The sequence below is a fragment of the Streptomyces sp. NBC_01314 genome (genome assembly GCF_041435215.1).
Classification (GTDB): Bacteria; Actinomycetota; Actinomycetes; order Streptomycetales; family Streptomycetaceae; genus Streptomyces.
Genome location: NZ_CP108394.1, coordinates 9,160,565 through 9,182,053, shown reverse-complemented (window position 1 = coordinate 9,182,053; position 21,489 = coordinate 9,160,565). Strand labels below are relative to the sequence as shown.

Annotated in this window: 22 protein-coding genes; 2 read left to right on the top strand and 20 right to left on the bottom strand. The window is 69.1% G+C overall.

Annotated elements, in window-relative coordinates:
• Window positions 1-29 precede the first annotated feature (29 nt).
• Entirely contained in the window at window positions 30-629 is a 600-nt protein-coding gene (gene pyrR, locus OG622_RS40450; RefSeq protein WP_371581643.1) for a bifunctional pyr operon transcriptional regulator/uracil phosphoribosyltransferase PyrR, read from the bottom strand.
• 219 nt (window positions 630-848) lie between these two features.
• Between pyrR and bldD the strand changes: the two genes are divergently transcribed.
• Window positions 849-1,349 (top strand): transcriptional regulator BldD, encoded by a 501-nt coding sequence (gene bldD, locus OG622_RS40445; RefSeq protein ID WP_069761463.1) that lies wholly within the window; start codon window positions 849-851, stop codon window positions 1,347-1,349.
• Between the two features lie 193 nt (window positions 1,350-1,542).
• Here bldD and nusB read toward each other — a convergent pair whose 3' ends face one another.
• The 19 genes from nusB to OG622_RS40350 all read right to left on the bottom strand — a co-directional run bounded on the left by nusB (window position 1,543) and on the right by OG622_RS40350 (window position 20,352).
• On the bottom strand, window positions 1,543-1,977 hold the full coding sequence (gene nusB, locus OG622_RS40440; RefSeq protein ID WP_371581641.1) for a transcription antitermination factor NusB: 435 nt from the start codon (window positions 1,975-1,977) through the stop codon (window positions 1,543-1,545).
• Window positions 1,978-1,979: 2 nt separating this feature from the next.
• Complete coding sequence (gene efp, locus OG622_RS40435) at window positions 1,980-2,546, bottom strand: elongation factor P (protein WP_005485474.1); 567 nt, start codon at window positions 2,544-2,546, stop codon at window positions 1,980-1,982.
• Window positions 2,547-2,605: 59 nt separating this feature from the next.
• A complete protein-coding gene (locus OG622_RS40430; protein ID WP_371581639.1) occupies window positions 2,606-3,712 on the bottom strand; it encodes an aminopeptidase P family protein in 1,107 nt (368 codons plus the stop codon).
• Window positions 3,713-3,912: 200 nt separating this feature from the next.
• A complete protein-coding gene (locus tag OG622_RS40425; RefSeq protein WP_371581637.1) occupies window positions 3,913-4,854 on the bottom strand; it encodes an AAA family ATPase in 942 nt (313 codons plus the stop codon).
• 177 nt (window positions 4,855-5,031) lie between these two features.
• Entirely contained in the window at window positions 5,032-6,123 is a 1,092-nt protein-coding gene (gene aroB / locus OG622_RS40420) for a 3-dehydroquinate synthase (protein ID WP_046705318.1), read from the bottom strand.
• Window positions 6,120-6,602: a shikimate kinase gene (locus OG622_RS40415; RefSeq protein ID WP_371584371.1), complete on the bottom strand. Its 483-nt coding sequence runs from the start codon at window positions 6,600-6,602 to the stop codon at window positions 6,120-6,122. Before OG622_RS40415 ends, aroB begins: the two co-directional genes overlap by 4 nt.
• A 32-nt stretch (window positions 6,603-6,634) precedes the next feature.
• Window positions 6,635-7,819, bottom strand: coding sequence for a chorismate synthase (gene aroC, locus OG622_RS40410; protein WP_371581635.1), 1,185 nt, complete (start codon window positions 7,817-7,819; stop codon window positions 6,635-6,637).
• Window positions 7,820-8,043: 224 nt separating this feature from the next.
• On the bottom strand, window positions 8,044-8,265 hold the full coding sequence (locus OG622_RS40405) for a 2Fe-2S iron-sulfur cluster-binding protein (protein WP_371581634.1): 222 nt from the start codon (window positions 8,263-8,265) through the stop codon (window positions 8,044-8,046).
• A gap of 22 nt (window positions 8,266-8,287) precedes the next feature.
• The gene (locus OG622_RS40400) at window positions 8,288-9,127 is read right to left on the bottom strand and encodes a shikimate dehydrogenase (protein ID WP_371581632.1); all 840 of its coding nucleotides are present in this window, start codon (window positions 9,125-9,127) and stop codon (window positions 8,288-8,290) included.
• Complete coding sequence (gene mltG / locus OG622_RS40395; protein ID WP_371581631.1) at window positions 9,128-10,921, bottom strand: endolytic transglycosylase MltG; 1,794 nt, start codon at window positions 10,919-10,921, stop codon at window positions 9,128-9,130. It lies immediately after the preceding gene.
• Between the two features lie 124 nt (window positions 10,922-11,045).
• Window positions 11,046-11,552: a Holliday junction resolvase RuvX gene (gene ruvX, locus OG622_RS40390; protein WP_371581630.1), complete on the bottom strand. Its 507-nt coding sequence runs from the start codon at window positions 11,550-11,552 to the stop codon at window positions 11,046-11,048.
• Window positions 11,549-14,221 (bottom strand): alanine--tRNA ligase, encoded by a 2,673-nt coding sequence (gene alaS / locus OG622_RS40385; RefSeq protein ID WP_371581629.1) that lies wholly within the window; start codon window positions 14,219-14,221, stop codon window positions 11,549-11,551. Before alaS ends, ruvX begins: the two co-directional genes overlap by 4 nt.
• Complete coding sequence (locus tag OG622_RS40380; protein WP_371581628.1) at window positions 14,221-14,595, bottom strand: hypothetical protein; 375 nt, start codon at window positions 14,593-14,595, stop codon at window positions 14,221-14,223. The genes alaS and OG622_RS40380 overlap by 1 nt, the downstream gene beginning before the upstream one ends.
• Before the next feature lie 7 nt (window positions 14,596-14,602).
• Window positions 14,603-15,046 carry a DUF948 domain-containing protein gene (locus OG622_RS40375; protein ID WP_371584370.1) on the bottom strand — a complete coding sequence of 148 codons (444 nt, stop codon included), beginning with the start codon at window positions 15,044-15,046 and terminating at the stop codon, window positions 14,603-14,605.
• Window positions 15,047-15,255: 209 nt separating this feature from the next.
• Window positions 15,256-15,870: a 30S ribosomal protein S4 gene (rpsD, locus tag OG622_RS40370; RefSeq protein WP_046705307.1), complete on the bottom strand. Its 615-nt coding sequence runs from the start codon at window positions 15,868-15,870 to the stop codon at window positions 15,256-15,258.
• Window positions 15,871-16,171: 301 nt separating this feature from the next.
• Complete coding sequence (locus OG622_RS40365) at window positions 16,172-17,527, bottom strand: replication-associated recombination protein A (protein WP_371581626.1); 1,356 nt, start codon at window positions 17,525-17,527, stop codon at window positions 16,172-16,174.
• A gap of 62 nt (window positions 17,528-17,589) precedes the next feature.
• Window positions 17,590-18,228 carry a vitamin K epoxide reductase family protein gene (locus tag OG622_RS40360; protein WP_371581624.1) on the bottom strand — a complete coding sequence of 213 codons (639 nt, stop codon included), beginning with the start codon at window positions 18,226-18,228 and terminating at the stop codon, window positions 17,590-17,592.
• Between the two features lie 137 nt (window positions 18,229-18,365).
• A complete protein-coding gene (gene hisS, locus OG622_RS40355) occupies window positions 18,366-19,628 on the bottom strand; it encodes a histidine--tRNA ligase (RefSeq protein ID WP_371581622.1) in 1,263 nt (420 codons plus the stop codon).
• Window positions 19,629-19,641: 13 nt separating this feature from the next.
• Window positions 19,642-20,352, bottom strand: coding sequence for an MBL fold metallo-hydrolase (locus OG622_RS40350; RefSeq protein ID WP_371581621.1), 711 nt, complete (start codon window positions 20,350-20,352; stop codon window positions 19,642-19,644).
• Window positions 20,353-20,521: 169 nt separating this feature from the next.
• On the opposite strand from OG622_RS40350, the gene OG622_RS40345 reads away from it, so the two are divergent.
• Entirely contained in the window at window positions 20,522-21,364 is an 843-nt protein-coding gene (locus tag OG622_RS40345; RefSeq protein WP_371581620.1) for a peptidylprolyl isomerase, read from the top strand.
• Window positions 21,365-21,489 lie beyond the last annotated feature (125 nt).

Here is a 21,489-nt window from a genome sequence, read left to right as displayed (position 1 = left end):
CGTACGGCGCGGGGCCGTACGCGCGCGTGCTACTGCTGGGCGGTCCGCTTCGCACCGAGCAGGACGGTGTCCCGACCGTCTTCCTCGGCGAGCTGGACCTTGACCGTCTCCCGCAGCGACGTGGGGAGGTTCTTGCCGACGTAGTCGGCGCGGATGGGCAGTTCGCGGTGGCCCCGGTCGACGAGGACCGCGAGCTGGACGGCGCGCGGGCGGCCGATGTCGTTCAGCGCGTCGAGCGCCGCGCGGATCGTCCGGCCGGAGAAGAGCACGTCGTCGACGAGGACGACCAGACGGCCGTCGATGCCGTCACCGGGGATCTCGGTCCGGGCCAGCGCACGCGGCGGGTGCATGCGCAGGTCGTCGCGGTACATGGTGATGTCCAGCGAGCCGACCGGGATCTTGCGGTCGGTGATCTCTTCGAGCTTGGCGGCGAGCCGCTGGGCGAGGAAGACGCCCCGGGTCGGAATGCCGAGGAGCACCACGTCGTCGGCGCCCCTGGCGCGTTCGACGATCTCGTGGGCGATGCGGGTCAGTACGCGCGCGATGTCGGGGCCTTCGAGCACCGGCCGGGCATCGGACGACGGAGGATCCTGTTGCGGGTCCTCGTGCGGAAATTCTTGCGAGTCCATATAAAACGGACCTCCTTCTCCGCCTCACGGGACGGACCTTAAAGGACGTCGGAATTGCGCCGTCAACGTTAGCAGGCCCCAGGAACATCCCTGATCACCCCCCTGGCGCAACGGATCAGGGTTGCCACGGAAGAGTCGGTCCGGACCATTCGGCTTGACGGGGCAGAGTCACGCTGCGTAACCTCACAGTGAGTCACCAGCCTTCGTCCGGGGAGCTATATGTCCAGCGAATACGCCAAACAGCTCGGGGCCAAGCTCCGGGCCATCCGCACCCAGCAGGGCCTTTCCCTCCACGGAGTCGAGGAGAAGTCCCAGGGACGCTGGAAGGCGGTCGTGGTCGGTTCGTACGAGCGCGGCGACCGCGCCGTCACCGTGCAGCGCCTCGCGGAGCTGGCGGACTTCTACGGGGTCCCCGTGCAGGAACTGCTTCCTGGTACGACCCCTGGTGGCGCCGCCGAGCCCCCGCCGAAGCTCGTCCTGGACCTTGAGCGCCTTGCCCACGTTCCGGCCGAGAAGGCGGGCCCGCTGCAGCGCTACGCGGCGACGATCCAGTCCCAGCGCGGTGACTACAACGGCAAGGTGCTCTCGATCCGCCAGGACGACCTGCGCACACTCGCCGTCATCTACGACCAGTCCCCCTCGGTCCTCACCGAGCAGCTGATCAGCTGGGGCGTCCTGGACGCCGACGCGCGCCGCGCGGTCTCCCACGAGGACGGCTGACGCACCGGGCAGCGCCCAGCAGAAACGTGCCGCCGGGGTGGCCCGAACCGATTGGTTCGGACCACCCCGGCGGTTTTTTGCTCTTGAGGGGCGGGGAACTGCGCGATCGGCCACAGTCGACTCGTGGCCGGACTCACACAGCTCCCCGACGGCGCTTCCCCGCTCGTGTCGGCTGGTCGGCTTCTCGTGTCGGCTAGTCGGCTTCCCTGCGGAGCGAAGGCTTCAGGTCCTTCAGACGGCCCAGCAGGCCGTTCACGAAGGACGGCGAGTCGTCCGTGGAGAACTCCTTCGCCAGCTGCACCATCTCGTCCAGTACGACCGCGTCCGGAGTCGCGTCGACCCAGATCAGCTCGTATGCCCCGAGCCGCAGGATGTTGCGGTCCACGACCGGCATCCGGTCGAGGGTCCACCCCACCGAGTACTGCGCGATCAACTCGTCGATCCGCCTGGCGTACTCCGAGTACCCCTCGACCAGCTGCATGGTGTATTCGCTGACCGGGGGCTGCCGGGTGTCGTTGTGAGCGTGCCGGATCCAGTCCGCGAGGACGGTCAGGACGTCGGCGCCGCGCTGGTCGCCCTCGAAGAGGATCTGGAAGGCGCGCTTGCGGGCCGTGTTGCGGGCAGCCACGGTTAGCTGTTCACCCGGCCGAGGTAGTCGCTCGTGCGGGTGTCGACCTTGATCTTCTCTCCGGTGGTGATGAAGAGCGGCACCTGGATCTGGTGGCCGGTCTCCAGGGTGGCGGGCTTGGTGCCACCGGTGGAGCGGTCGCCCTGGACACCCGGCTCGGTCTCCTGGATCACGAGCTCGACGGCGGCCGGCAGCTCGACGAAGAGCACCTCGCCCTCGTGCTGCGCGACGGTGGCGGTGAAGCCCTCGATCAGGAAGTTGGCAGCGTCGCCGACAGCCTTGCGGTCGACCATGAGCTGGTCGTAGGTCTCCATGTCCATGAAGACGAAGTACTCGCCGTCCATGTAGGAGAACTGCATGTCGCGCTTGTCGACAGTGGCCGTCTCGACCTTGACGCCGGCGTTGAACGTCTTGTCGACGACCTTGCCGGAGAGCACGTTCTTGAGCTTGGTGCGCACGAAGGCCGGGCCCTTGCCGGGCTTGACGTGCTGGAACTCGACGACGGACCAGAGCTGGCCCCCGTCGAGCTTGAGCACCAGGCCGTTCTTGAGGTCGTTCGTGGAAGCCACGGTTGCGGAATCTCCTGGACTGACGTGGACGACCCCGGGCCACGCGCGCAGCCGATGAGCTAGAGCGCGAGCAGCTCCTTGGTCGTGATGGTGAGTAGCTCGGGTCCGCCGTCCGCCTCGGGGCGTACGACGAGCGTGTCATCGATCCGGACGCCGCCCCGGCCCGGGAGGTGAACCCCCGGTTCGACGGTGACCGGCACGCAAGCGTCCAGTTTACCCATGGCCGCGGGGGCCAACTGCGGGTCCTCGTCGATTTCGAGTCCGACCCCGTGCCCCATCAGTCCCGAGAGGCCGTCACCGTACCCCGCGGAGTCCAGGATCTGGCGGGCCGCGCGGTCCACGGCACGGAAGGCCGCACCGGGTACCAGGGCCTCCCGTCCGGCGCGCTGGGCTGCGAAGACCAGGTCGTACAGCTCGATCTGCCAGTCGGCCGGCGAGGTGCCGATCACGAATGTACGGCCGATCTCACAGCGGTAGCCGCGGTAGGTCGCGCCGAGGCAGACGGACAGGAAGTCGCCCTCCTCGACCCGGCGGTCGGTGGGGATGTGGCCGGGGCGGCCGGAGTTCGGGCCGGCGGCGACGGAGGTGGTGAAGGCCGGGCCGTCGGCGCCGTGGTCGACGAGGCGGCGTTCCAGTTCCAGGGCGAGGTGACGCTCGGTGCGGCCCACGAGGATCGATTCGAGCAGTTCACCCAGTGCCTGGTCGGCGATCTCCGCGCCGATGCGCAGACAGGAGATCTCCTCCTCGTCCTTGATCACTCGCAGCTGCTCGACCGCGCCGCCGAGGTCGGCGAGGCGCAGCCGGGGCGCGACCGAGCGGATCGCGCGGTGCCGGCCGACGGTGAGGTGGTGTTCCTCCACCCCGAGCGACTCGGCGCCCAGGGCCGTGGCCAGGTCGGCGGCCGCGACCGCCGCGTCACCGCCGGGTCCCGGCAGCACCTGGACGCGTACGGCGTCGTCGGGTCGGCCCTCGCCGAGCTCGCCGCTCGGCGGTGTGCCGCAGAGCAGGACGTCCTCGCTCCTCCCGAGCAGCAGCACCGCGCCCCGCGGTGCCGCGCCCGCGAGATAGCGCACGTTGGCCGGGCGGGTGACGAGTGCGGTGGCGCTGCCGCTGGAGTGGCAGCGTTCTCTCAGTCGAGTGCGGCGGGCCGCGTACACCTCTGACATGTGCCGAGCGTATGAGCTTCGCCGGTGGGCCGCCGGTTGAGCGCAGCCGAGCGGGGGGCGTTCTGCGGGAAACGGGGTGCGCGGCTGAGGTCGGATGCCGGGTGCGGCCCGACGGGGGTTGTTCGCGCGGTTCCCCGCGCCCCTTGGCTGGGGATCGGCTCAGGCCACGGTGTTCACCGGTACCGTCGCCTACTGCGCGGCTACCACTTGGGCGGGCTGGCGATCGACCTTGCCAAGAACTCGTCCAGGACCCTCGCCGTGGCCGGGACATCCAGCTGGGAGTTGTCGATGATCGGCAGGCCCGAGCCGTACCAGCCCGCCATCCGGCCGTGGATGCGGGCGACCTCTTCGTCGGTGAGGCGGCGATTTCCCGAGCGCTTGGCGTTGCGTTCGAGGACAATCTCCAGGCCCGGCAGGAGGACGACGGGCAGCAGGCCGGGGCCGACGTGCCGCTTCCAGCCGCCGAGGCCGACGACCGGGCGGTCGGGGAAGACGGCGTCGTCGAGGATGCAGGAGATGCCGTTGGCCAGGAAGTTACGGGCGGAGAAGCCGCAGGTGCGGCGGGCGAGACGATACTGCGCCTCGGAATTGTCGTTCCACCCGGACTGCGGGTCCGCGAAGCCGGAGCGCACCCACTCGCGTACGTCGTCCAGGCTGATGTGCGCGGTGGGCACCCGGCGGTGGTCCGCCCAGTACTTGGCGACGCTGGTCTTGCCGGCTCCGGCGGGCCCGATGAGCAGGACCGCGAGCGTGGTGGCCGTGACGTCGGGTGCGCCGGTGGCGGGCGGCGGCATGGTGACGGGGCCGCCCGGCGGCAGTTGCACGTGTCCGGTGGTGTCCCGCGGGACCCCGGTCCGCTGTGGGGCCGAGGTGGGTGGATGCCCGGGATTTCCGGCGAAGCCCGGCGCGGGAGGGGGCACCGACCCCGGAGGTGCGGGTGGGGGCGGCGGCACGGGGCCCGGGTGTGTGCCCGGGGGTACGGGGTGGCTCGCGCCCGGGTGTCCCGGAGGGTGCGTTCCCGGCGCTCCCGGGTGAGGGGGGGCTGGGTGTCCCGGGTGGTTCGCGGTCGGCGGCCACGGGGCCGCCGGGTCCTGCCCCGGCCGATGGGGCGGCGGCAGCGGGCCTCCCACTGCGTGCTGCATCCGGTGCCACTCCGTCTCGTACAGTCACATCGACACTGGCGGGCGGGGCCTTTCGACCCCGCCCTTACCGAACGGTACCGTCCCCGGCCGTCGTTTGGTGAACGGCCGGGGGCAGCCCGAAGTGCCCAAGTGGCCAGGGACACAAGGCGAATCGGGCAAGAGCTGCCCGAGCGGGCGTTACTGGCCCACTTCGCCGTAGGCGGCCAGCAGGATCGCCGGGTCGGGCCCTTCCAGGACGGTGGGCTTGGCCAGGCCGTCCAGGACGATGAAGCGCAGCAGGTCGCCCCGCGACTTCTTGTCGACCTTCATCGTCTCCAGCAGCTTGGGCCACTGGTCGTAGCGGTAGTGCAGCGGCAGCCCGACCGCTTCGAGGACCGTGCGGTGACGGTCGGCGGTCGCGTCGTCCAACCGGCCCGCCAGACGGCCCAGTTCGGCCGCGAAGTGCATGCCCACGGAGACGGCCGCACCGTGGCGCCACTGGTAGCGCTCGTTCTTCTCGATCGCGTGCGCCAGCGTGTGCCCGTAGTTGAGGATCTCGCGGCGCCCGGACTCCTTCAGGTCACCGGAGACGACCTCGGCCTTGACGCGGATCGACCGCTCGATCAGCTCCGACGTGTGCGGCCCGGCCGGCGTACGGGCCGCCTGCGGGTCGGCCTCGACCAGGTCCAGGATCACCGGGTCCGCGATGAACCCGGCCTTGATGATCTCGGCGAGCCCGGAGACGTAGTCGTTGACCGGCAGCGAGTCCAGTGCCGCCAGATCGCACAGCACCCCGGCCGGCGGGTGGAACGAGCCCACCAGGTTCTTGCCCTCGGCCGTGTTGATCCCGGTCTTGCCGCCGACAGCCGCGTCGACCATGGCCAGCACGGTGGTGGGGATGGCGATCCAGCGCACCCCGCGCAGCCAGGTCGCCGCCACGAACCCGGCGAGGTCCGTGGTGGACCCGCCGCCGACACCGACGATCACATCGGTGCGGGTGAACCCGGACTGGCCGAGCGCCTTCCAGCAGTACGCGGCCACCTCGGCGGTCTTGGCCTCCTCCGCGTTCGGCACCTGGATCGCGACCGCCTCGAAACCCTGCCCGGCCAGATCGGCCCGCAGCGCCTCAGCGGTGTCGTCCAGCGCCTCGGGATGGATCACCGCGACCCGCTTGACCCGGTTGCCGATCAACCCGCCCAGTTCGCCGAGGAGCTGACGCCCCACCAGGACCTCGTACGGCTCGGTACCCGCCGTACCGCCGACCTGGATACGGGTCACTGTCTCGCTCATACTTCCTTCAACTCCAGTGCGTCCAGGGCCGCTCGGGTGACTTCCTCGGGCGTACGGCCGTCGGTGGCGACGACAGCCGTGGCGACCTCCTCGTACAGGTTCCGCCGGGCCTCCATCAACTCCCGCCACTGCTTGCGGGGATTGACGGCCAGCAGCGGGCGGGCGGCGTTGAGGCCGGTGCGCTTGACCGCCTCCTCGACGTCCATCGAGAGGTAGACGACGCGCTGCCCGGCCAGCAGGGCGCGCGTGTCGGCGTCGAGGATCGCGCCGCCGCCGAGGGCGAGGACGCCGTCGTGTCCGGCCAGTGCCGTGCGCACGGCCCGCTTCTCGATGGCGCGGAAGGCGGACTCGCCCTCGTCGACGAAGATCTCCGCGATCGCGCGGCCCTGCTCGGCCACGATGTCGTCGTCGGTGTCGCGGTAGGCGACGCCGAGCCGCTCGGCGAGCAGCTGTCCGACGGTGGACTTGCCGACTCCCATGGGGCCGACGAGTACGACCAGAGGCACCGGGGTCACCGGATCGCGAGGTGGTCGAGGTAGGAGCGGACGTTGCGGGCCGTCTCGGTGACGCTGTCGCCGCCGAACTTCTCCGCCACCGCGTCCGCCAGCACCAGGGCCACCATCGCCTCGGCGACGATGCCCGCGGCGGGCACGGCGGAGACGTCGGAGCGCTGGTGGTGGGCCTGGGTGGCCTCACCGGTGGTCACGTCCACGGTCCGCAGGGCGCGCGGCACGGTCGCGATCGGCTTCATCGCCGCCCGCACCCGCAGCAGCTCACCCGTGGTCAGACCGCCTTCGGTGCCACCGGAGCGGCCGGAGACCCGCCGGATGCCCTCGGGGGTGTTCACGATCTCGTCGTGCGCCTGGGAGCCCGGCACCCGCGCCAGCTCGAAGCCGTCACCGATCTCGACGCCCTTGATCGCCTGGATGCCCATCAGCGCGCCGGCGAGGCGGGCGTCCAGCTTGCGGTCCCAGTGGACGTGCGAGCCGAGGCCCACCGGCACGCCGTACGCCAGGATCTCCACGACACCACCGAGGGTGTCGCCGTCCTTGTGGGCCTGGTCGATCTCCGCGACCATCGCCTTCGACGCGTCCGCGTCCAGGCAGCGCACCGGGTCCGCGTCCAGCTTCTCCACGTCGGCCGGCGTCGGGTACACGCCCTGCGGGGCCCTAGCCGCCGCCAGTTCCACCACGTGGCTGACGATCTCGATCCCGGCCGTCTCCTTCAGGTACGACCGGGCCACGGCGCCGAGGGCGACCCGGGCCGCGGTCTCCCGGGCGGAAGCCCGCTCCAGGATGGGCCGGGCCTCGTCGAAGCCGTACTTCTGCATGCCCGCCAGGTCGGCGTGGCCCGGCCGGGGGCGCGTCAGCGGGGCGTTGCGGGCCAGACCGGCGAGGATCTCCGGGTCGACCGGGTCCGCCGACATGACCTGCTCCCACTTCGGCCACTCGGTGTTGCCCACCATGATCGCCACCGGCGAGCCCATGGTCAGACCGTGCCGCACACCGCCGAGGAAGGTGACCTCGTCGCGCTCGAACTTCATCCGCGCACCGCGTCCATACCCCAGGCGCCGGCGGGCCAGGTGGTCCCCCACCATCTCCGTGGTGATCGGCACGCCGGCGGGAAGACCCTCCAGCGTCGCGACAAGTGCGGGACCGTGGGACTCCCCCGCGGTCAGCCAGCGCAACCTGCTCAACGGTGCTCCTCAGTGCTCGCGCCCGGTACTGCGTCCTGCCTGCGTGTACGCGCGTCCTCGCGTACGGCGACGGCCAACCGGGTGCGCGGCCCCGGCCCGCCACCTCCGATCCTCCCACGTCCGGGGCGCGACCCGGTCACGGGTCCATCAGACGGACGGCCGTACGGGGAGCATCGCCGCGCCCTCTGTCGGACGGACGGCCCGCACTCGGAACACGCGCCGCGTCACCCCGTCCTCGCCGCCGCGCTCTTGATCGTGCCGCAGCGGCAGGGGTTCGCGATCTCGTCGGCGTCGGCGGAATTCTTCGTCCGCTTGAGCAGGGCGACTGCGGCCATGATCGGTCCGGGTCGGCAGTAGCCGCACGGGGCGACGTCCTGCTCCAGCAAGGACCCCTGGACGGGGTGCGGCTCGTCGCCGCCGGCCAGCCCATGGTTCTTGCGGTTCACGGGATCAGCACACCCAGGACACTCAGCCGCGTTCGGCCAGCGCCCGCTCCCCCGCCTGCCTCATCGCGCCCACGGGAGCCGTCTTGCATCCGGTCATCTGCTCAACCTGCAACACAGCCTGATGCACCAGCAGATCGAGCCCGCTGACCACGGCACCGCCGTACGCGGACCACCGCGCGGCCAGCTCCGTGGGCCACGGGTGGTACAGCACGTCGAACAACGTCGTCGGCCGCTCCGGCACCGCGCCGGACAGAGCGTCCGTCGCCCCCGCCGGCGTAGTGGCGATGACGAGGGGAGCGCCCAGCCCCCGCGCGGACTGCGCCCAGTCCTCCGTGCGCACCTCGACATCCAGCCGTTCGCCCCACTGCCGCATCTCGGCGGCCCGGGCCTCGCTGCGTACGTACGCCACGACCTCACCGGTGCAGATCCGGGCGAGCGCGGCCAGCGCGGAGGAGGCGGTGGCTCCCGCCCCGAGAATGGCCGCCGACTCCACCTGCTCGATGCCCCGCTCCCGCAGGGCGGCGACGATCCCGGGAATGTCGGTGTTGTCGCCGACCCGTCGCCCGTCCTCCGTGAACACCAGGGTGTTGACAGCCTCGACGGAGGTCGCCGTCTCGCTGATCTCGTCCAGCAGTGGAATGACCGCCCGCTTGAGCGGCATAGTGAGCGACAGCCCGGCCCACTCCGGTCCGAGCTTCTCGACGAACCCCGGCAGTGACTCCTCGTCGACCTCGAAACGGTCGTACGACCAGTCGGCGAGCCCGAGTTCGGCGTACGCGGCCCGGTGCAGCACCGGGGAGAGCGAGTGAGCGATCGGCGAACCGAGCACGGCTGCCCGGTTCTTGCTGTCGGTGCGGCTCATCTATCCGTTCTGCTCTTTCTCGTACTTCGCGCGGTTCCGGTTGTGCTCTTCGTTGGTCACGGCGAAAAGCGTCTCGTCCGGGTTGATCGACACGAAGTAGTACCAGTCACCCTTGGCCGGCTTGAGCGCCGCCTTTATGGCCACCTCACCCGGATTGCCGATCGGTCCGGGCGGCAGCCCCTTGATCTTGTACGTGTTGTACGGGTCTTCGATCTGCCGGAGCGAGTTCACCGAGCCCGTGGCCAGTTTGGATTCACCGCGCAGGTAATTCACCGTGGAATCGAAGTCGAGCAGTCCGTAGGTCTCGGTGTTTTTCTTGTCGAGCCGGTTGTAGACGACCCGGGCGACCTTCAGGAAGTCCCTCTTGTACTTCCCCTCGGCCTGGACCAGGCTCGCCACCGTGAGCACCTGGAGCGGACTCTCCAGCTTCAGATCCTCGGCCTTGTCCTCCAGGTCCAGTTCCTCGTACTTCGCCTTGGCGAGGTCGACCATTTCCTTCAGGACGGCCTCGGGCTTCATGCCCTTGGCGACCGGATAGGTGGACGGGTAGAGGAATCCTTCCAGCGGATCCTTGATGTCGTCGTTGTCGTTCGCCCAGTCGGGAAGGCCGAGGGACGCCCACTTCTTCTCGGCGACCTCCTTGGTCGTGCCCTTGTCGAGCCCCAACTCCTTGTCGATCTTGGCGTAGACGTCGTTGTTCCGAAGACCTTCCCTGATAGTGAAGTTACTCTGACTCTTCGGGTCGAGCATCAGAGCGATAGCGCTTTTAGCGGACATCTCCTTCTTGAGGAGATAAACGCCCGCCTGAATCGACTGATCGGGATTCTGCGCCAGTGCGGCCGTAAAGGCGTCAACGCTCTTGATGACTCCGGACGCCTTCAGCTTCTGCCCGATCGCCGACCCGAATTCACCCTTGTCGACTTGGATCGTGACGGTCTCGTTCGTACCGTTTCCCGCATAGTCGGGGTTCTCGGCGAAACGGCTCTGATAGAACTGGTACCCGTAATAGCTGACACCGGCCAAGCCGCCGCCGAAAACCATGACGACCACCAGGCAGGCACAACCGCTGCGGCGCTTCTTGCCGCCCTTGCTCGGCTTCTTGGCCTTGCCGCCGCGGCCCTTCCGGTCGCCCCGGCCGGCGCGTTCCTCGGCCTCGTCGTCATCGGCGCCACCGGCGAAGAACGCGTGCTCGCCCTGGTCCGGCCCGGGATCCCAGTCGGTGCGCTCGGCGACCGGCTGCTTCTCGGCCTCGGGCTCCGGAGTGGGTGCGGGGGTGGGCGTGGCTTCCGCGCGACGGCGCGAGGGCGGCTCCGGCGGCGGATACGCGTCGGGCGTGCCGTAGAAGTCCTGCTGGCCGCCGCCGTAGGTCATCGCCTGCTGCTGCCCCCCGTAGGGGTCGGCCGGGTCGGCGACGTAAGGACCCTGCGTGTGCTGGTGTGTTCCGTTGTTCCAGCCGCCGTTGACCTGGTCGTACTGCTGTTGGTCAGGACCGGGGTAATGCTGCTGGTGCTGGTTCTGGCCGGGGTACTGCTGCCCGGGGTCGCCGTACTCCTGCTGGTACTGCTGCTGGGCGTAGGCGTCCTGATGGCCGTTGTTCCAGGCGCCGTTGCCGCTGCCGTTGTCGTAGTGCTGCTGGTACTGCTGCTGCTCCGGGTACTGCTGCTGCTGCGGCTGGCCGCCGTATGGGGACTGCTGGCCCGCCTGGGCCTGCTGTCCGTCCCATCCGCCGTCCCCGTACAACGGGTCGTCCGGATGCCACGGTTCGGAGCCCGGGCCCCGGCCATACTCAGTCATCGATCCCCTAGAGCCGCGAGGCGGCGGTCACGCGGGGCTTGTGGCTCGGCTATCGTCCCCGCCTCTTTTTGTGCGGTGGCTGTTCGAAAGCCACCGCATCGCGCGGAACGTTACCGTATCGCGATCAGGTGACCACTTCGACGCCCTCGCCCGGAGCTTTACCAGACGCCCGTTCGGATTCCAGCGCCTGTTGCAGGATGATCACGGCTGCTGCCTGGTCAATGACCGACCTGCCCTTCTTGGATTTCACACCCGCGGCACGCAGTCCTTGACTCGCCGTGACTGTGGTCATCCTCTCGTCGACGAGTCTGACCGGAACGGGCGCGATCATTCGAGCCAACTCCTGGGCGAAACCCCGCACCTTGACGGCGGCCGGGCCCTCCCCTCCCTTGAGGGAACGCGGAAGTCCGACGATTACCTCTATGGGTACGTACTCGTCGATCAGTTGTCTCAATCGTCGCTGAGCTGCGGGGACATCACGCCCGGGGACGGTCTCGACCGGGGTGGCGAGGATGCCGTCGGGATCGCAGGAGGCGACTCCGATGCGGGCATCCCCCACGTCGAGCGCGAGCCGACGGCCGCGGCGCAGGGCCGGGCCGTCGTCTTCGCTCGTGTGATCCGTCGTGCTCACTTGGCCGTCTCGGCGACCAGGCGTTCGACCGCGTCCACGGCCTCGCCGATGGCGGCCGGGTTCTGGCCACCGCCCTGGGCGACGTCCGGCTTGCCGCCACCGCCGCCGCCGAGGGTCTTGGCGGCCGTACGGACCAGGTCGCCGGCCTTCAGACCGCGTTCGCGGGCGGCCTCGTTGGTGGCGATGACCGTCAGCGGCTTGCCGTTCACGGCCGTGAAGAGGGCGACCACGACGGCCCGGCCGCCCTGGATGCGTCCGCGCACGTCGAGCACCAGCTTGCGGAGGTCGTCGGCGGCGGTGCCGTCCGGGACCTGACCGGTCACCACGGCAACGCCGGAAACGTCCTTGGCGGACTCGGCGAGACCGGCGGCGGCCTGCAGCACCTTCTCGGCGCGGAACTTCTCGATCTCCTTCTCGGCGTCCTTCAGCTTGCCGAGCATGGCCGAAACCTTCTCCGGAAGCTCCTCCGGACGGCCCTTGATCAGCTCCTGGAGCTGGGCGACGACCGTGTGCTCACGGGCGAGGAAGTTGTAGGCGTCGACGCCGACCAGAGCCTCGATACGGCGTACGCCGGAGCCGATGGACGACTCGCCGAGCAGCTTGACCAGGCCGAGCTGCGAGGTGTTGTGGACGTGCGTGCCGCCGCACAGCTCCTTGGAGAAGTCGCCGATGGTGACGACACGGACGCGCTCGCCGTACTTCTCGCCGAACTCGGCGATGGCGCCCTGCTTCTTGGCCTCGTCGAGGCTCAGGATCTCCGCGTGCACGTCCAGGTCGCGGGCGAGCACCTCGTTGATCTTCTGCTCGACGTCGGTCATCACGGCCGTCGGAACGGCGGACGGGGATCCGAAGTCGAAGCGGAAGCGGCCGGGCTGGTTCTCGGAACCGGCCTGGGCGGCCGTCGGGCCGAGGGCGTCACGCAGGGCCTGGTGGGTGAGGTGCGTGGCCGAGTGGGCGCGGGCGATGGCCGTGCGGCGACGGCCGTCGATCGAGGCCTGGGCCTTGGCGCCGACGGTCACTTCGCCGACCTGGACGACGCCCTTGTGGACGTACACGCCCGGGACCGGCTTCTGGCAGTCGCGGATCTCGATCACGGCACCGGAGTCGACCTTGATCCGGCCGGTGTCACCGATCTGGCCGCCGCCCTCGGCGTAGAACGGGGTGCGGTCGAGGACGATCTCGACCTCGTCGCCCTCGGTGGCGGCGGGCGAGGACAGACCGTCGACGAGGATGCCGACGACCGTCGACTCGCCCTCGGTGTCCGAGTAGCCGATGAACTCGGTCTCCCCGGCGGCGTCGGCGATCTCGCGGTAGGCGCCGAGGTCGGCGTGGCCGGTCTTCTTGGCGCGGGCGTCGGCCTTGGCGCGGTCCCGCTGCTCCTTCATCAGGCGGCGGAAGCCGTCCTCGTCCACGGAGAGGCCCTGTTCGGCGGCCATCTCCAGGGTGAGGTCGATCGGGAAGCCCCAGGTGTCGTGGAGCAGGAACGCCTTGTCACCGGCGAGGATCTGACCGCCTGAGGCCTTGGTGTCCGTCACGGCGGTGTCGAGGATGTTGGTGCCGGCCTTCAGCGTCTTGAGGAAGGCGTTCTCCTCGGCGACGGCGACCTTCTCGATGCGCTCGCGGTCGGTGATCAGCTCGGAGTACTGCTGGCCCATCATGGCGATGACGACGTCGATGAGGTCCTGGACGACCGGGCCGGTGGCACCGAGCAGCCGCATGTTGCGGATGGCGCGGCGCATGATGCGGCGCAGGACATAGCCCCGGCCCTCGTTGCCCGGGCTGACGCCGTCACCGATGAGCATCACGGCGGTGCGGATGTGGTCGGTGACCACGCGCAGGGAGACGTCGGACTCGTGGGCGTCGCCGTAGCGGACACCGGTGATCTCGGTGGCCTTGTCGATGACGGCCATGGAGGTGTCGATCTCGTACAGATTCTGCACGCCCTGCAGAATCATGGCGAGGCGCTCCATGCCGAGGCCCGTGTCGATGTTCTTGCTGGGTAGATCGCCGAGGATCTCGAAGTCCTCCTTCGAGGTGCCCTCGCCGCGCTCGTACTGCATGAAGACCAGGTTCCAGATCTCCACGTACCGCTCGTCGTTGACGGCCGGGCCGCCCTCGACGCCGAACTCCGGGCCGCGGTCGTAGTTGATCTCGGAACACGGGCCGCACGGGCCGGGGACGCCCATGGACCAGTAGTTGTCCTTCTTGCCGAGGCGCTGGATGCGCTCCTTGGGCACGCCGATCTGCTCGTGCCAGATGCGCTCGGCCTCGTCGTCGTCCTTGTAGACGGTGATCCAGAGCTTCTCCGGCTCCAGGCCGTAACCACCCTTGTCCTGGGAGCTGGTGAGCAGCTCCCAGGCGTGCTCGATGGCGCCTTCCTTGAAGTAGTCGCCGAAGGAGAAGTTGCCGCACATCTGGAAGAACGTGCCGTGCCGGGTGGTCTTGCCCACCTCTTCGATGTCCGGCGTACGGACGCACTTCTGCACGCTGGTGGCACGGTCGAAGGAGGGCTTGACCTCACCGAGGAAGTACGGCTTGAACGGGACCATGCCCGCGTTGACCAGGAGCAGAGTCGGGTCGTCCGCGATGAGCGACGCCGAAGGGACGACGGTGTGACCGCGCTCCTCGAAGAAGCTCAACCAGCGGCGGCGGATTTCAGCCGACTCCATCAGTGGTCCTCATTCCGGTTGTACGGGTACGACGAGCTGTCGACGCACCTCGGATTCCTGCTGTGCTTCGGGGTGTTGCTGTTCTCGATGGCGACGACGTGCCTCGGGGCCGGAAGCTCCGGGTACTGGTCGGGGTTGGCCTCGATGCCGAGTGCCTCGCCCAGTTCGGCCTCCCGCTGGGCCATGTTGTCGCGGACGTCGAGGGCGAACCCGACCGCCCGGTCCTTGAGCTTGTGGCCCGCCTCGACCGCCTTGTGCGCCGCCTGGGTGGCGAGGTGCTCGGGGGTGAGCTGCTTCAGCTTGCGGTTGACCTTGGTGGTGGCCCACACTCCGGCGGCGACCCCTGTGGTGAACCAGAACGTACGGCGGAACATCGCTCGGTCAGTCCTTCTTTCCACGGGAGTCGCGCTTGCTCCAGCGCGCGCCCTGCACGGTGCGCCCGACGATCACGGCGCGCCGCTCATCGGCGGGCTCGCCCTCCCGGCGGCCGCCCATGGCCCGGCGTACGCCGTAGCCGAAGGCGGCGACCTTGACGAGGGGGCCGCCGAAGGTGGAGGCGACGGTCGTGGAGAGCGCCGAGGCGTTCGACGTGACCTCCTGGACGTCGGACGCGATGGCGTCGACCCGTTCGATCTGGGTCTGCGCGGAGCGGACGGCGGTGGACGCGTCGGCGAGGAGGGGGACGGCCTGGTCGGTCACGTCCGCCACGAGCTTGGTGGTCGCCTTGAGCGTCTGGGCCAGCCTCGCCAGCGCGACGGCGAGGAAGGAGACCAGGATCGCCCAGAAGACGGCCACCAGGATCCCGGCCACCTCTCCACCGGACACTGTCTGCACCCGCTCCCTGGAACATGCCTTGAACGTCGAAAAGTCGTGTCCCGAGCCTATCGCGCCGGAGCGATCGCCCAGTACCGCATTAATGCCTATCGCGGTGCCTACCGCAGTACGGCGAGAGCCCGCCGCCTCGCCCGCCGGGAAGGGCGGGGAGACGACGGGCTGACGCTCGGTGCGTGTGTACTACGACCGTCGAAAGAGGATCAACGGGCGTAGTACTCGACGACGAGCTGCTCGTCGCAGATGACCGGAACTTCCTTGCGGTTCGGCTCGCGGTCCAGGCGGAACGCCAGGGCCTTGAGGTTCACCTGCAGGTAGCGGGGGGTCTCACCGTCCGCGGCGAAGCCACCCTCGCGGGCGACCTCGAACAGCGGCTTCTGACGGCTGCGCTCACGGACCATGACGACGTCGTCCGGCTTGACGCGGAAGGACGGCTTGTCGACCTTGCCGCCGTTGACCTCGATGTGGCCGTGGACGACCATCTGGCGGGCCTGGTAGATCGTGCGGGCGATGCCCGAACGCAGGACCAGCGCGTCGAGACGGCGCTCGAGCTCGATGATCAGGGCCTCACCGGTCTTGCCCTGGACCTTGGAGGCACGCTCGTAGGCGCGGACGAGCTGACGCTCGGACACGTCGTACTGCGCACGCAGACGCTGCTTCTCGAGCAGACGGACCTTGTAGTCCGAGTTCTGCTTGCGGCCACGGCCGTGCTCGCCCGGCGGGTAGGGGCGGGCCTCGAAGTACTTGACGGCCTTCGGGGTCAGCGCGATGCCGAGGGCACGCGACTTCTTGACCTTGGGGCGGGGCTGGTTCGCCACTTCTTTTCCTTTTCCTCTTCGGCTGCCTCAGGGTTACGGGAGGTCGCATCCGCAGCCGGGGAATCCCGTCAGGCCCGCGAGGGACTTGTCGGGTAGCCGCTCCCCTGGTCTGGGCACATACGTGCAGCACACGAACGGCCCACCGACCGGTCCCGGAACTCCGAGTGGTGGTGGGCTGCCCGCGACACCTACAACGGTGCGCGACGCTCCTGGATCATGAAGATCCGGCTGGATGTCCCGCCTGAGGCGCCGACCGGAGCCGGACACGGGACGCAGCACTGAGGAGGAGTCTACAGGGGGTTCAGGACTGCTTCCGACCGAGGTTCTTCCTGGTCCATTCCACCGCGTCGGCGTACCGGGCCTCGGCACCGTGCCTGGTCGGGGTGTAGTACTGCCGCTCCTTGATCTCGTCCGGCGCGTACTGCTGGGCGGCGATCCCCTCGGGCAGATCGTGCGGGTACACATACCCCTGGGCATGTCCGAGCTTGGCCGCGCCCTTGTAGTGCCCGTCCCGCAGATGCGGGGGCACGGGACCGGCCAGCCCCTTCCGTACGTCCTCCATCGCGGCGCCGATGGCCATGGTCGCGGCGTTCGACTTGGGCGCCAGGGCGAGGGCGATCGTGGCGTGGCTGAGGGTGAGCGCGGCCTCGGGGAAGCCGATCATGGCGACGGCCTGGGCGGCCGCGACGGCTGTCGGCAGCGCGTTCGGGTCGGCGAGGCCGATGTCCTCGCTGGCGGAGATCATCAGACGGCGGGCGATGAACCGGGGGTCCTCACCGGCCTCGATCATCCGGGCCAGATAGTGCAGCGCGGCGTCGACGTCGGAGCCGCGGATGGACTTGATGAGGGCGCTGGCCACGTCGTAGTGCTGGTCGCCGTCGCGGTCGTACGTCACGGCGGCGCGGTCGACGGTCTCCTCCAGTGTCTGGAGCGCGATCTCCTCGGCCCCCTTGTCGAGGGCGGCGCCGGCTGCGGCCTCCAGGGCGGTCAGGGCGCGGCGGGCGTCGCCGCCGGCGATCCGCAGGAGGTGGGCCTCGGTGTCCTCGGGGAGGGCGAGGGCGCCCTTGAGGCCACGCTCGTCGGTCAGCGCGCGCCGGAGGAGGCCGCGCAGATCGTCGTCGGTGAGCGGTTCGAGGGTGAGGAGGAGGGAGCGGGACAGGAGGGGGGAGATCACCGAGAAGTACGGGTTCTCCGTGGTCGCCGCGATCAGGGTGACCCAGCGGTTCTCGACGGCCGGGAGAAGGGAGTCCTGCTGGGCCTTGCTGAAACGGTGGATCTCGTCGAGGAAGAGGACGGTCTCCTTGCCGTACCCGCCGGTGGCGCGGCGGGCACCCTCGATGACCGCGCGGACCTCCTTGACCCCGGCGGTGATCGCGGAGAGCTCCACGAAACGCTTGTCGGTGGCCTTGGAGACGACGTACGCCAGGGTCGTCTTGCCGGTGCCGGGCGGGCCCCAGAGGATCACCGAGGAAGGGCCGGCCGGTCCGCCGCCGGACTCGCCGACCAGTCTGCGCAGGGGCGAGCCGGGCTTCAGCAGGTGCTGCTGGCCCACGACCTCGTCGAGGGTGCGCGGACGCATCCGGACGGCCAGAGGGCTGGCGGCCGGGTCCTTCTCCTGGCGTTCTTCCGCGGCGGCGGTGAACAGATCGGGCTCCACGCTGAAAACCCTATGTCACCGCACTGACAATCCGGTCGGGCCGTCAGCGGGCCCATGGATGGTCAGCTGGTCCAGAACTCCCACCAGCGGGTCAGGATCAGCATGCCGATGACGCCGATGTGCATCACGGGCAGGACCCAGGTGAACTCGCCGAAGAAGTTCTTCAGCCAGCCGGGCGCGGGCAGAAGGCCGTTGCGGATGTTGGAGGACGTCACGTACCAGAACATCAGGATCGTGGCGACCCAGGCGAGGCAGCACCACAGGCAGAGCGAGTTGATGTTGTACAGCGACTGGTACTGCAGCCAGGTCACGAAGCCGACGCCGAAGGCGGTGCCCGCGTTGAGGGTCAGCCAGTACCAGCGCGGGTAGGTCGCACGCGCGAGCAGGCTGATGCCGACGCAGATGACGATGCCGTACGCGACGAGGCCGAGCATCGGGTTGGGGAACCCGAAGACGGAGGCCTGGTCGCTCTTCATGATGTTGCCGCAGGAGACGACCGGGTTGAGGCTGCAGCCCGGTGTGAAGTTCGGGTCCTCCAGCAACTTGAACTTGTCGATCGTGATGACCCAGGACGCGAGCAGGCCGGCCGCGCCGGTGATCAGCAGCAGGATCGCGAAGGCACGACTGCCGCCCACCGTGCGTGGAACCTCGGTGTGTTCCCGCTCGGAGGCGGAGACGCCCTTGACTGTCGTCTTGCTCATCACGTCGATTCCATAGCTTCGAAGGGGCCGCTGGGGCACAGTCATTGTGCCGTACACCCTCGCGCGCGCACCGTTCACTGGACGTAAAAGTCGCCCCTGCCACCCGCAAAGGGCGGCAGGGGCGACAAGGGTTCGATTCAGCCGAGCCGGGCCTCCAGCTCGGCCACGATCTCGTTCACGCCGACGGCGACCTGCTCGCCGGACTCCATGTCCTTGAGCTGGACGACGCCTTCGGCGAGGTCGCGTTCCCCGGCCACGACGGTGTAGCGCGCGCCGCTCCGGTTCGCGTTCTTCATCGCGCCCTTCAGACCCTTCCCTCCGTACGAGAAGTCGGCCGCAATGCCCACCTTGCGCAACTCCGTGACCTTGGCGAACAGCAGGCGGCGGGCCTCCTCGCCGAGCGGGACGGCGAACACGCTGGTGGCGGCGGGGAGTTCGAGCTCGACGCCCTCCGCCTCCAGGGCCAGGACGGTGCGGTCGACACCGAGGGCCCAGCCGACCGACGGCAGCGCGGGGCCGCCGATCATCTCGGAGAGACCGTCGTAGCGGCCACCGCCGCCCACCGCGGACTGGGAGCCGAGACCGTCGTGGACGAACTCGAAGGTCGTACGGGTGTAGTAGTCCAGGCCGCGCACCAGCCTGGGGTCGTCCTCGTAGGAGACGCCCGCCACCGTGATCAGCTCGCGCACCTCCTCGTGGTACGCCTTGCAGGCGTCGCAGAGGTAGTCGCGCAGCAGGGGGGCGTCGGTCAGCTGCTTCTGGACGTCCCCGCGCTTGTCGTCGAGGACCCGCAGCGGGTTGATCTCCGCACGGCGGAGCGTGTCCTCGTCCAGGTCCAGGCCGCGCAGGAACTCCTGCAGCGCGGCCCGGTAGACGGGACGGCACTCCTTGTCGCCCAGGCTGTTGAGCAGGATGCGGAAGTCGCGCAGTCCCAGCGAGCGGTACGCCTGGTCCGCCAGGATGATCAACTCGGCGTCCAGGGCCGGGTCCTCGGCGCCGATGGCCTCGGCGCCGACCTGGGAGAAGTGGCGGTAGCGGCCCTTCTGGGGGCGTTCGTAGCGGTAGTACGAGCCGGAGTACCAGAGCTTGACCGGGAGGTTGCCCGCCTTGTGCAGGTTGCCCTCCAGGGCGGCGCGCAGGACGGAGGCGGTGCCTTCGGGGCGCAGGGCCAGCCTGTCGCCGCCCTTGGTCTCGAAGGCGTACATCTCCTTGGTCACGATGTCGGTGGACTCGCCGACGCCGCGTGCGAACAGCTCGACGCTCTCGAAACCGGGCGTCTCGATGTAGCCGTAGCCGGAGTTGCGCAGCGGCTCGGCGATGGCCTCACGGACGGCCAAATACTTGGCACTGTCCGGGGGCAGCAGGTCGTACGTGCCCTTGGGGGCCTGAAAGGTGCTCACGGAAGGTCTCTCGTCACATTCCTCGTCGGGGAGCCGAGGGGGCTCCCTGGCCGCCGGCGGCCACCTGCCGCAGATAGGGGTTGGTGGCGCGCTCCTGGCCGATGGTCGTCTGGGGGCCGTGGCCGGACAGCACCACGGTCGAGTCGTCGAGCGGCAGGCACACGCGGGCCAGCGAGTCGAGCATCTCGGCCATGTCACCGCCGGGCAGATCGGTGCGTCCGATGGAGCCGGCGAAGAGCAGATCCCCGGAGAAGAACACGGGGGGAATCTCCGTGTTCTCGGGCATCCTGAAGGTCACCGACCCCTTGGTATGGCCGGGCGCGTGCGCGACGGACAGCTCCAGACCGGCCAGCTCCAGCCTGGCGCCGTCGGTCAGCTCCTTGACGTCACCCGGCTCCCCCACGGTCAGCTCGCCCATGAGCGGCATGCCGATGGAGCGGCCGAGCGCCTTCTCGGGGTCGCTCATCATGTACCGGTCCTCGGGGTGGATCCACGCCGGTACGTCGTGCGCGCCGCACACCGGGACGACCGAGGCCACATGGTCGATGTGGCCGTGGGTGAGGACGACGGCGACGGGCTTGAGCCGATGCTTCTTCAGCGTCTCCTCGACACCCTGGGTGGCCTGGTGGCCCGGGTCGATGATCACGCACTCCTCACCCGCGGCGGGGGCGACCAGATAACAGTTGGTCCCCCAGGCCCCGGCGGGGAACCCGGCAATGAGCACGATCGTCCTTCTTGTGTCGTACGAGGATGGTGGGTTGCTGTGGATCAGAGCCTACCGGCGCTGCCGTTTCCTCAGCGAACCCATATACGGTACGGGTCACACGTAAACAGTCGACTCAACGGACGCGCGACGCACCTGTCGACGTACAGACTCATGAGGAGAGAACCCCGTGGTCAGCCAGGATCAGCGGCGGCGACAGCTCGCCCGGGAGAAGTTCTTGCGGCAGCAGCAGCGGCGCACGTCCGCACGGCGCAAGGCCCATGTCCGCAACGCCGTGATCGCCTCGGTGCTCGGAGTGATCCTGGTGGGCAGTGTGGCGCTGTACACCACCGACGTGCTCAAGGGCGACGACAAGAAGGACAACGCGAGCGCGGAGGTGTCCCCGAGTGCCTCGCCCAGCGCCAGCAAGGCGCCGGACCCGTGCGAGAAGGCGGCCGCGGGCAAGGTGGAGAAGCTCACCTACAAGAAGGAACCCGCGCTCACCATCGACAAGACCGCGAAGTACACGATGGATCTGCGGACGACCTGCGGTTCCATCCCCATAACGATGGACGCGGCGAAGGCCCCGCACACGGTCAACTCGTTCGACTTCCTGGTGAACAAGGGCTACTTGGACCACACCAAGTGCCACCGCCTCACCACGCAGGGCATCTACGTGCTGCAGTGCGGTGACCCGCAGGGCACCGGCATGGGCGGGCCCGGCTACACGATCCCGGACGAGAACCTCAAGGACTCGCGTCTGAAGGGCGATGTGTACCCGGCGGGCACGGTCGCGATGGCGAACCAGTTCAACGGGCAGACGGGCGAGGGCAAGAACAGCGGCGGCAGCCAGTTCTTCCTCGTCTTCCAGGACAGTCCGCTGCCGGCCAACTACACACCGTTCGGCACGATCTCCGAGGCCGGCATGAAGGTTCTGACGAAGATCGCCAAGGCCGGTGAGAACACCGGGATGGGTGATGGGACGCCCAATGCGACCGTTGTGATCAACAAGGCGACCGTCAAGAAGTCCTGACCACCAACAGTGAAATTTCGGTCGCGCGGGATGCGGACAGGCAACCCGCCGGTCGCCTATGTTGGCCGTGACGAAACTGTGGACGATGCTCGGGGGCGCTGAGGCCCCTTGCAGGCATCATGTGG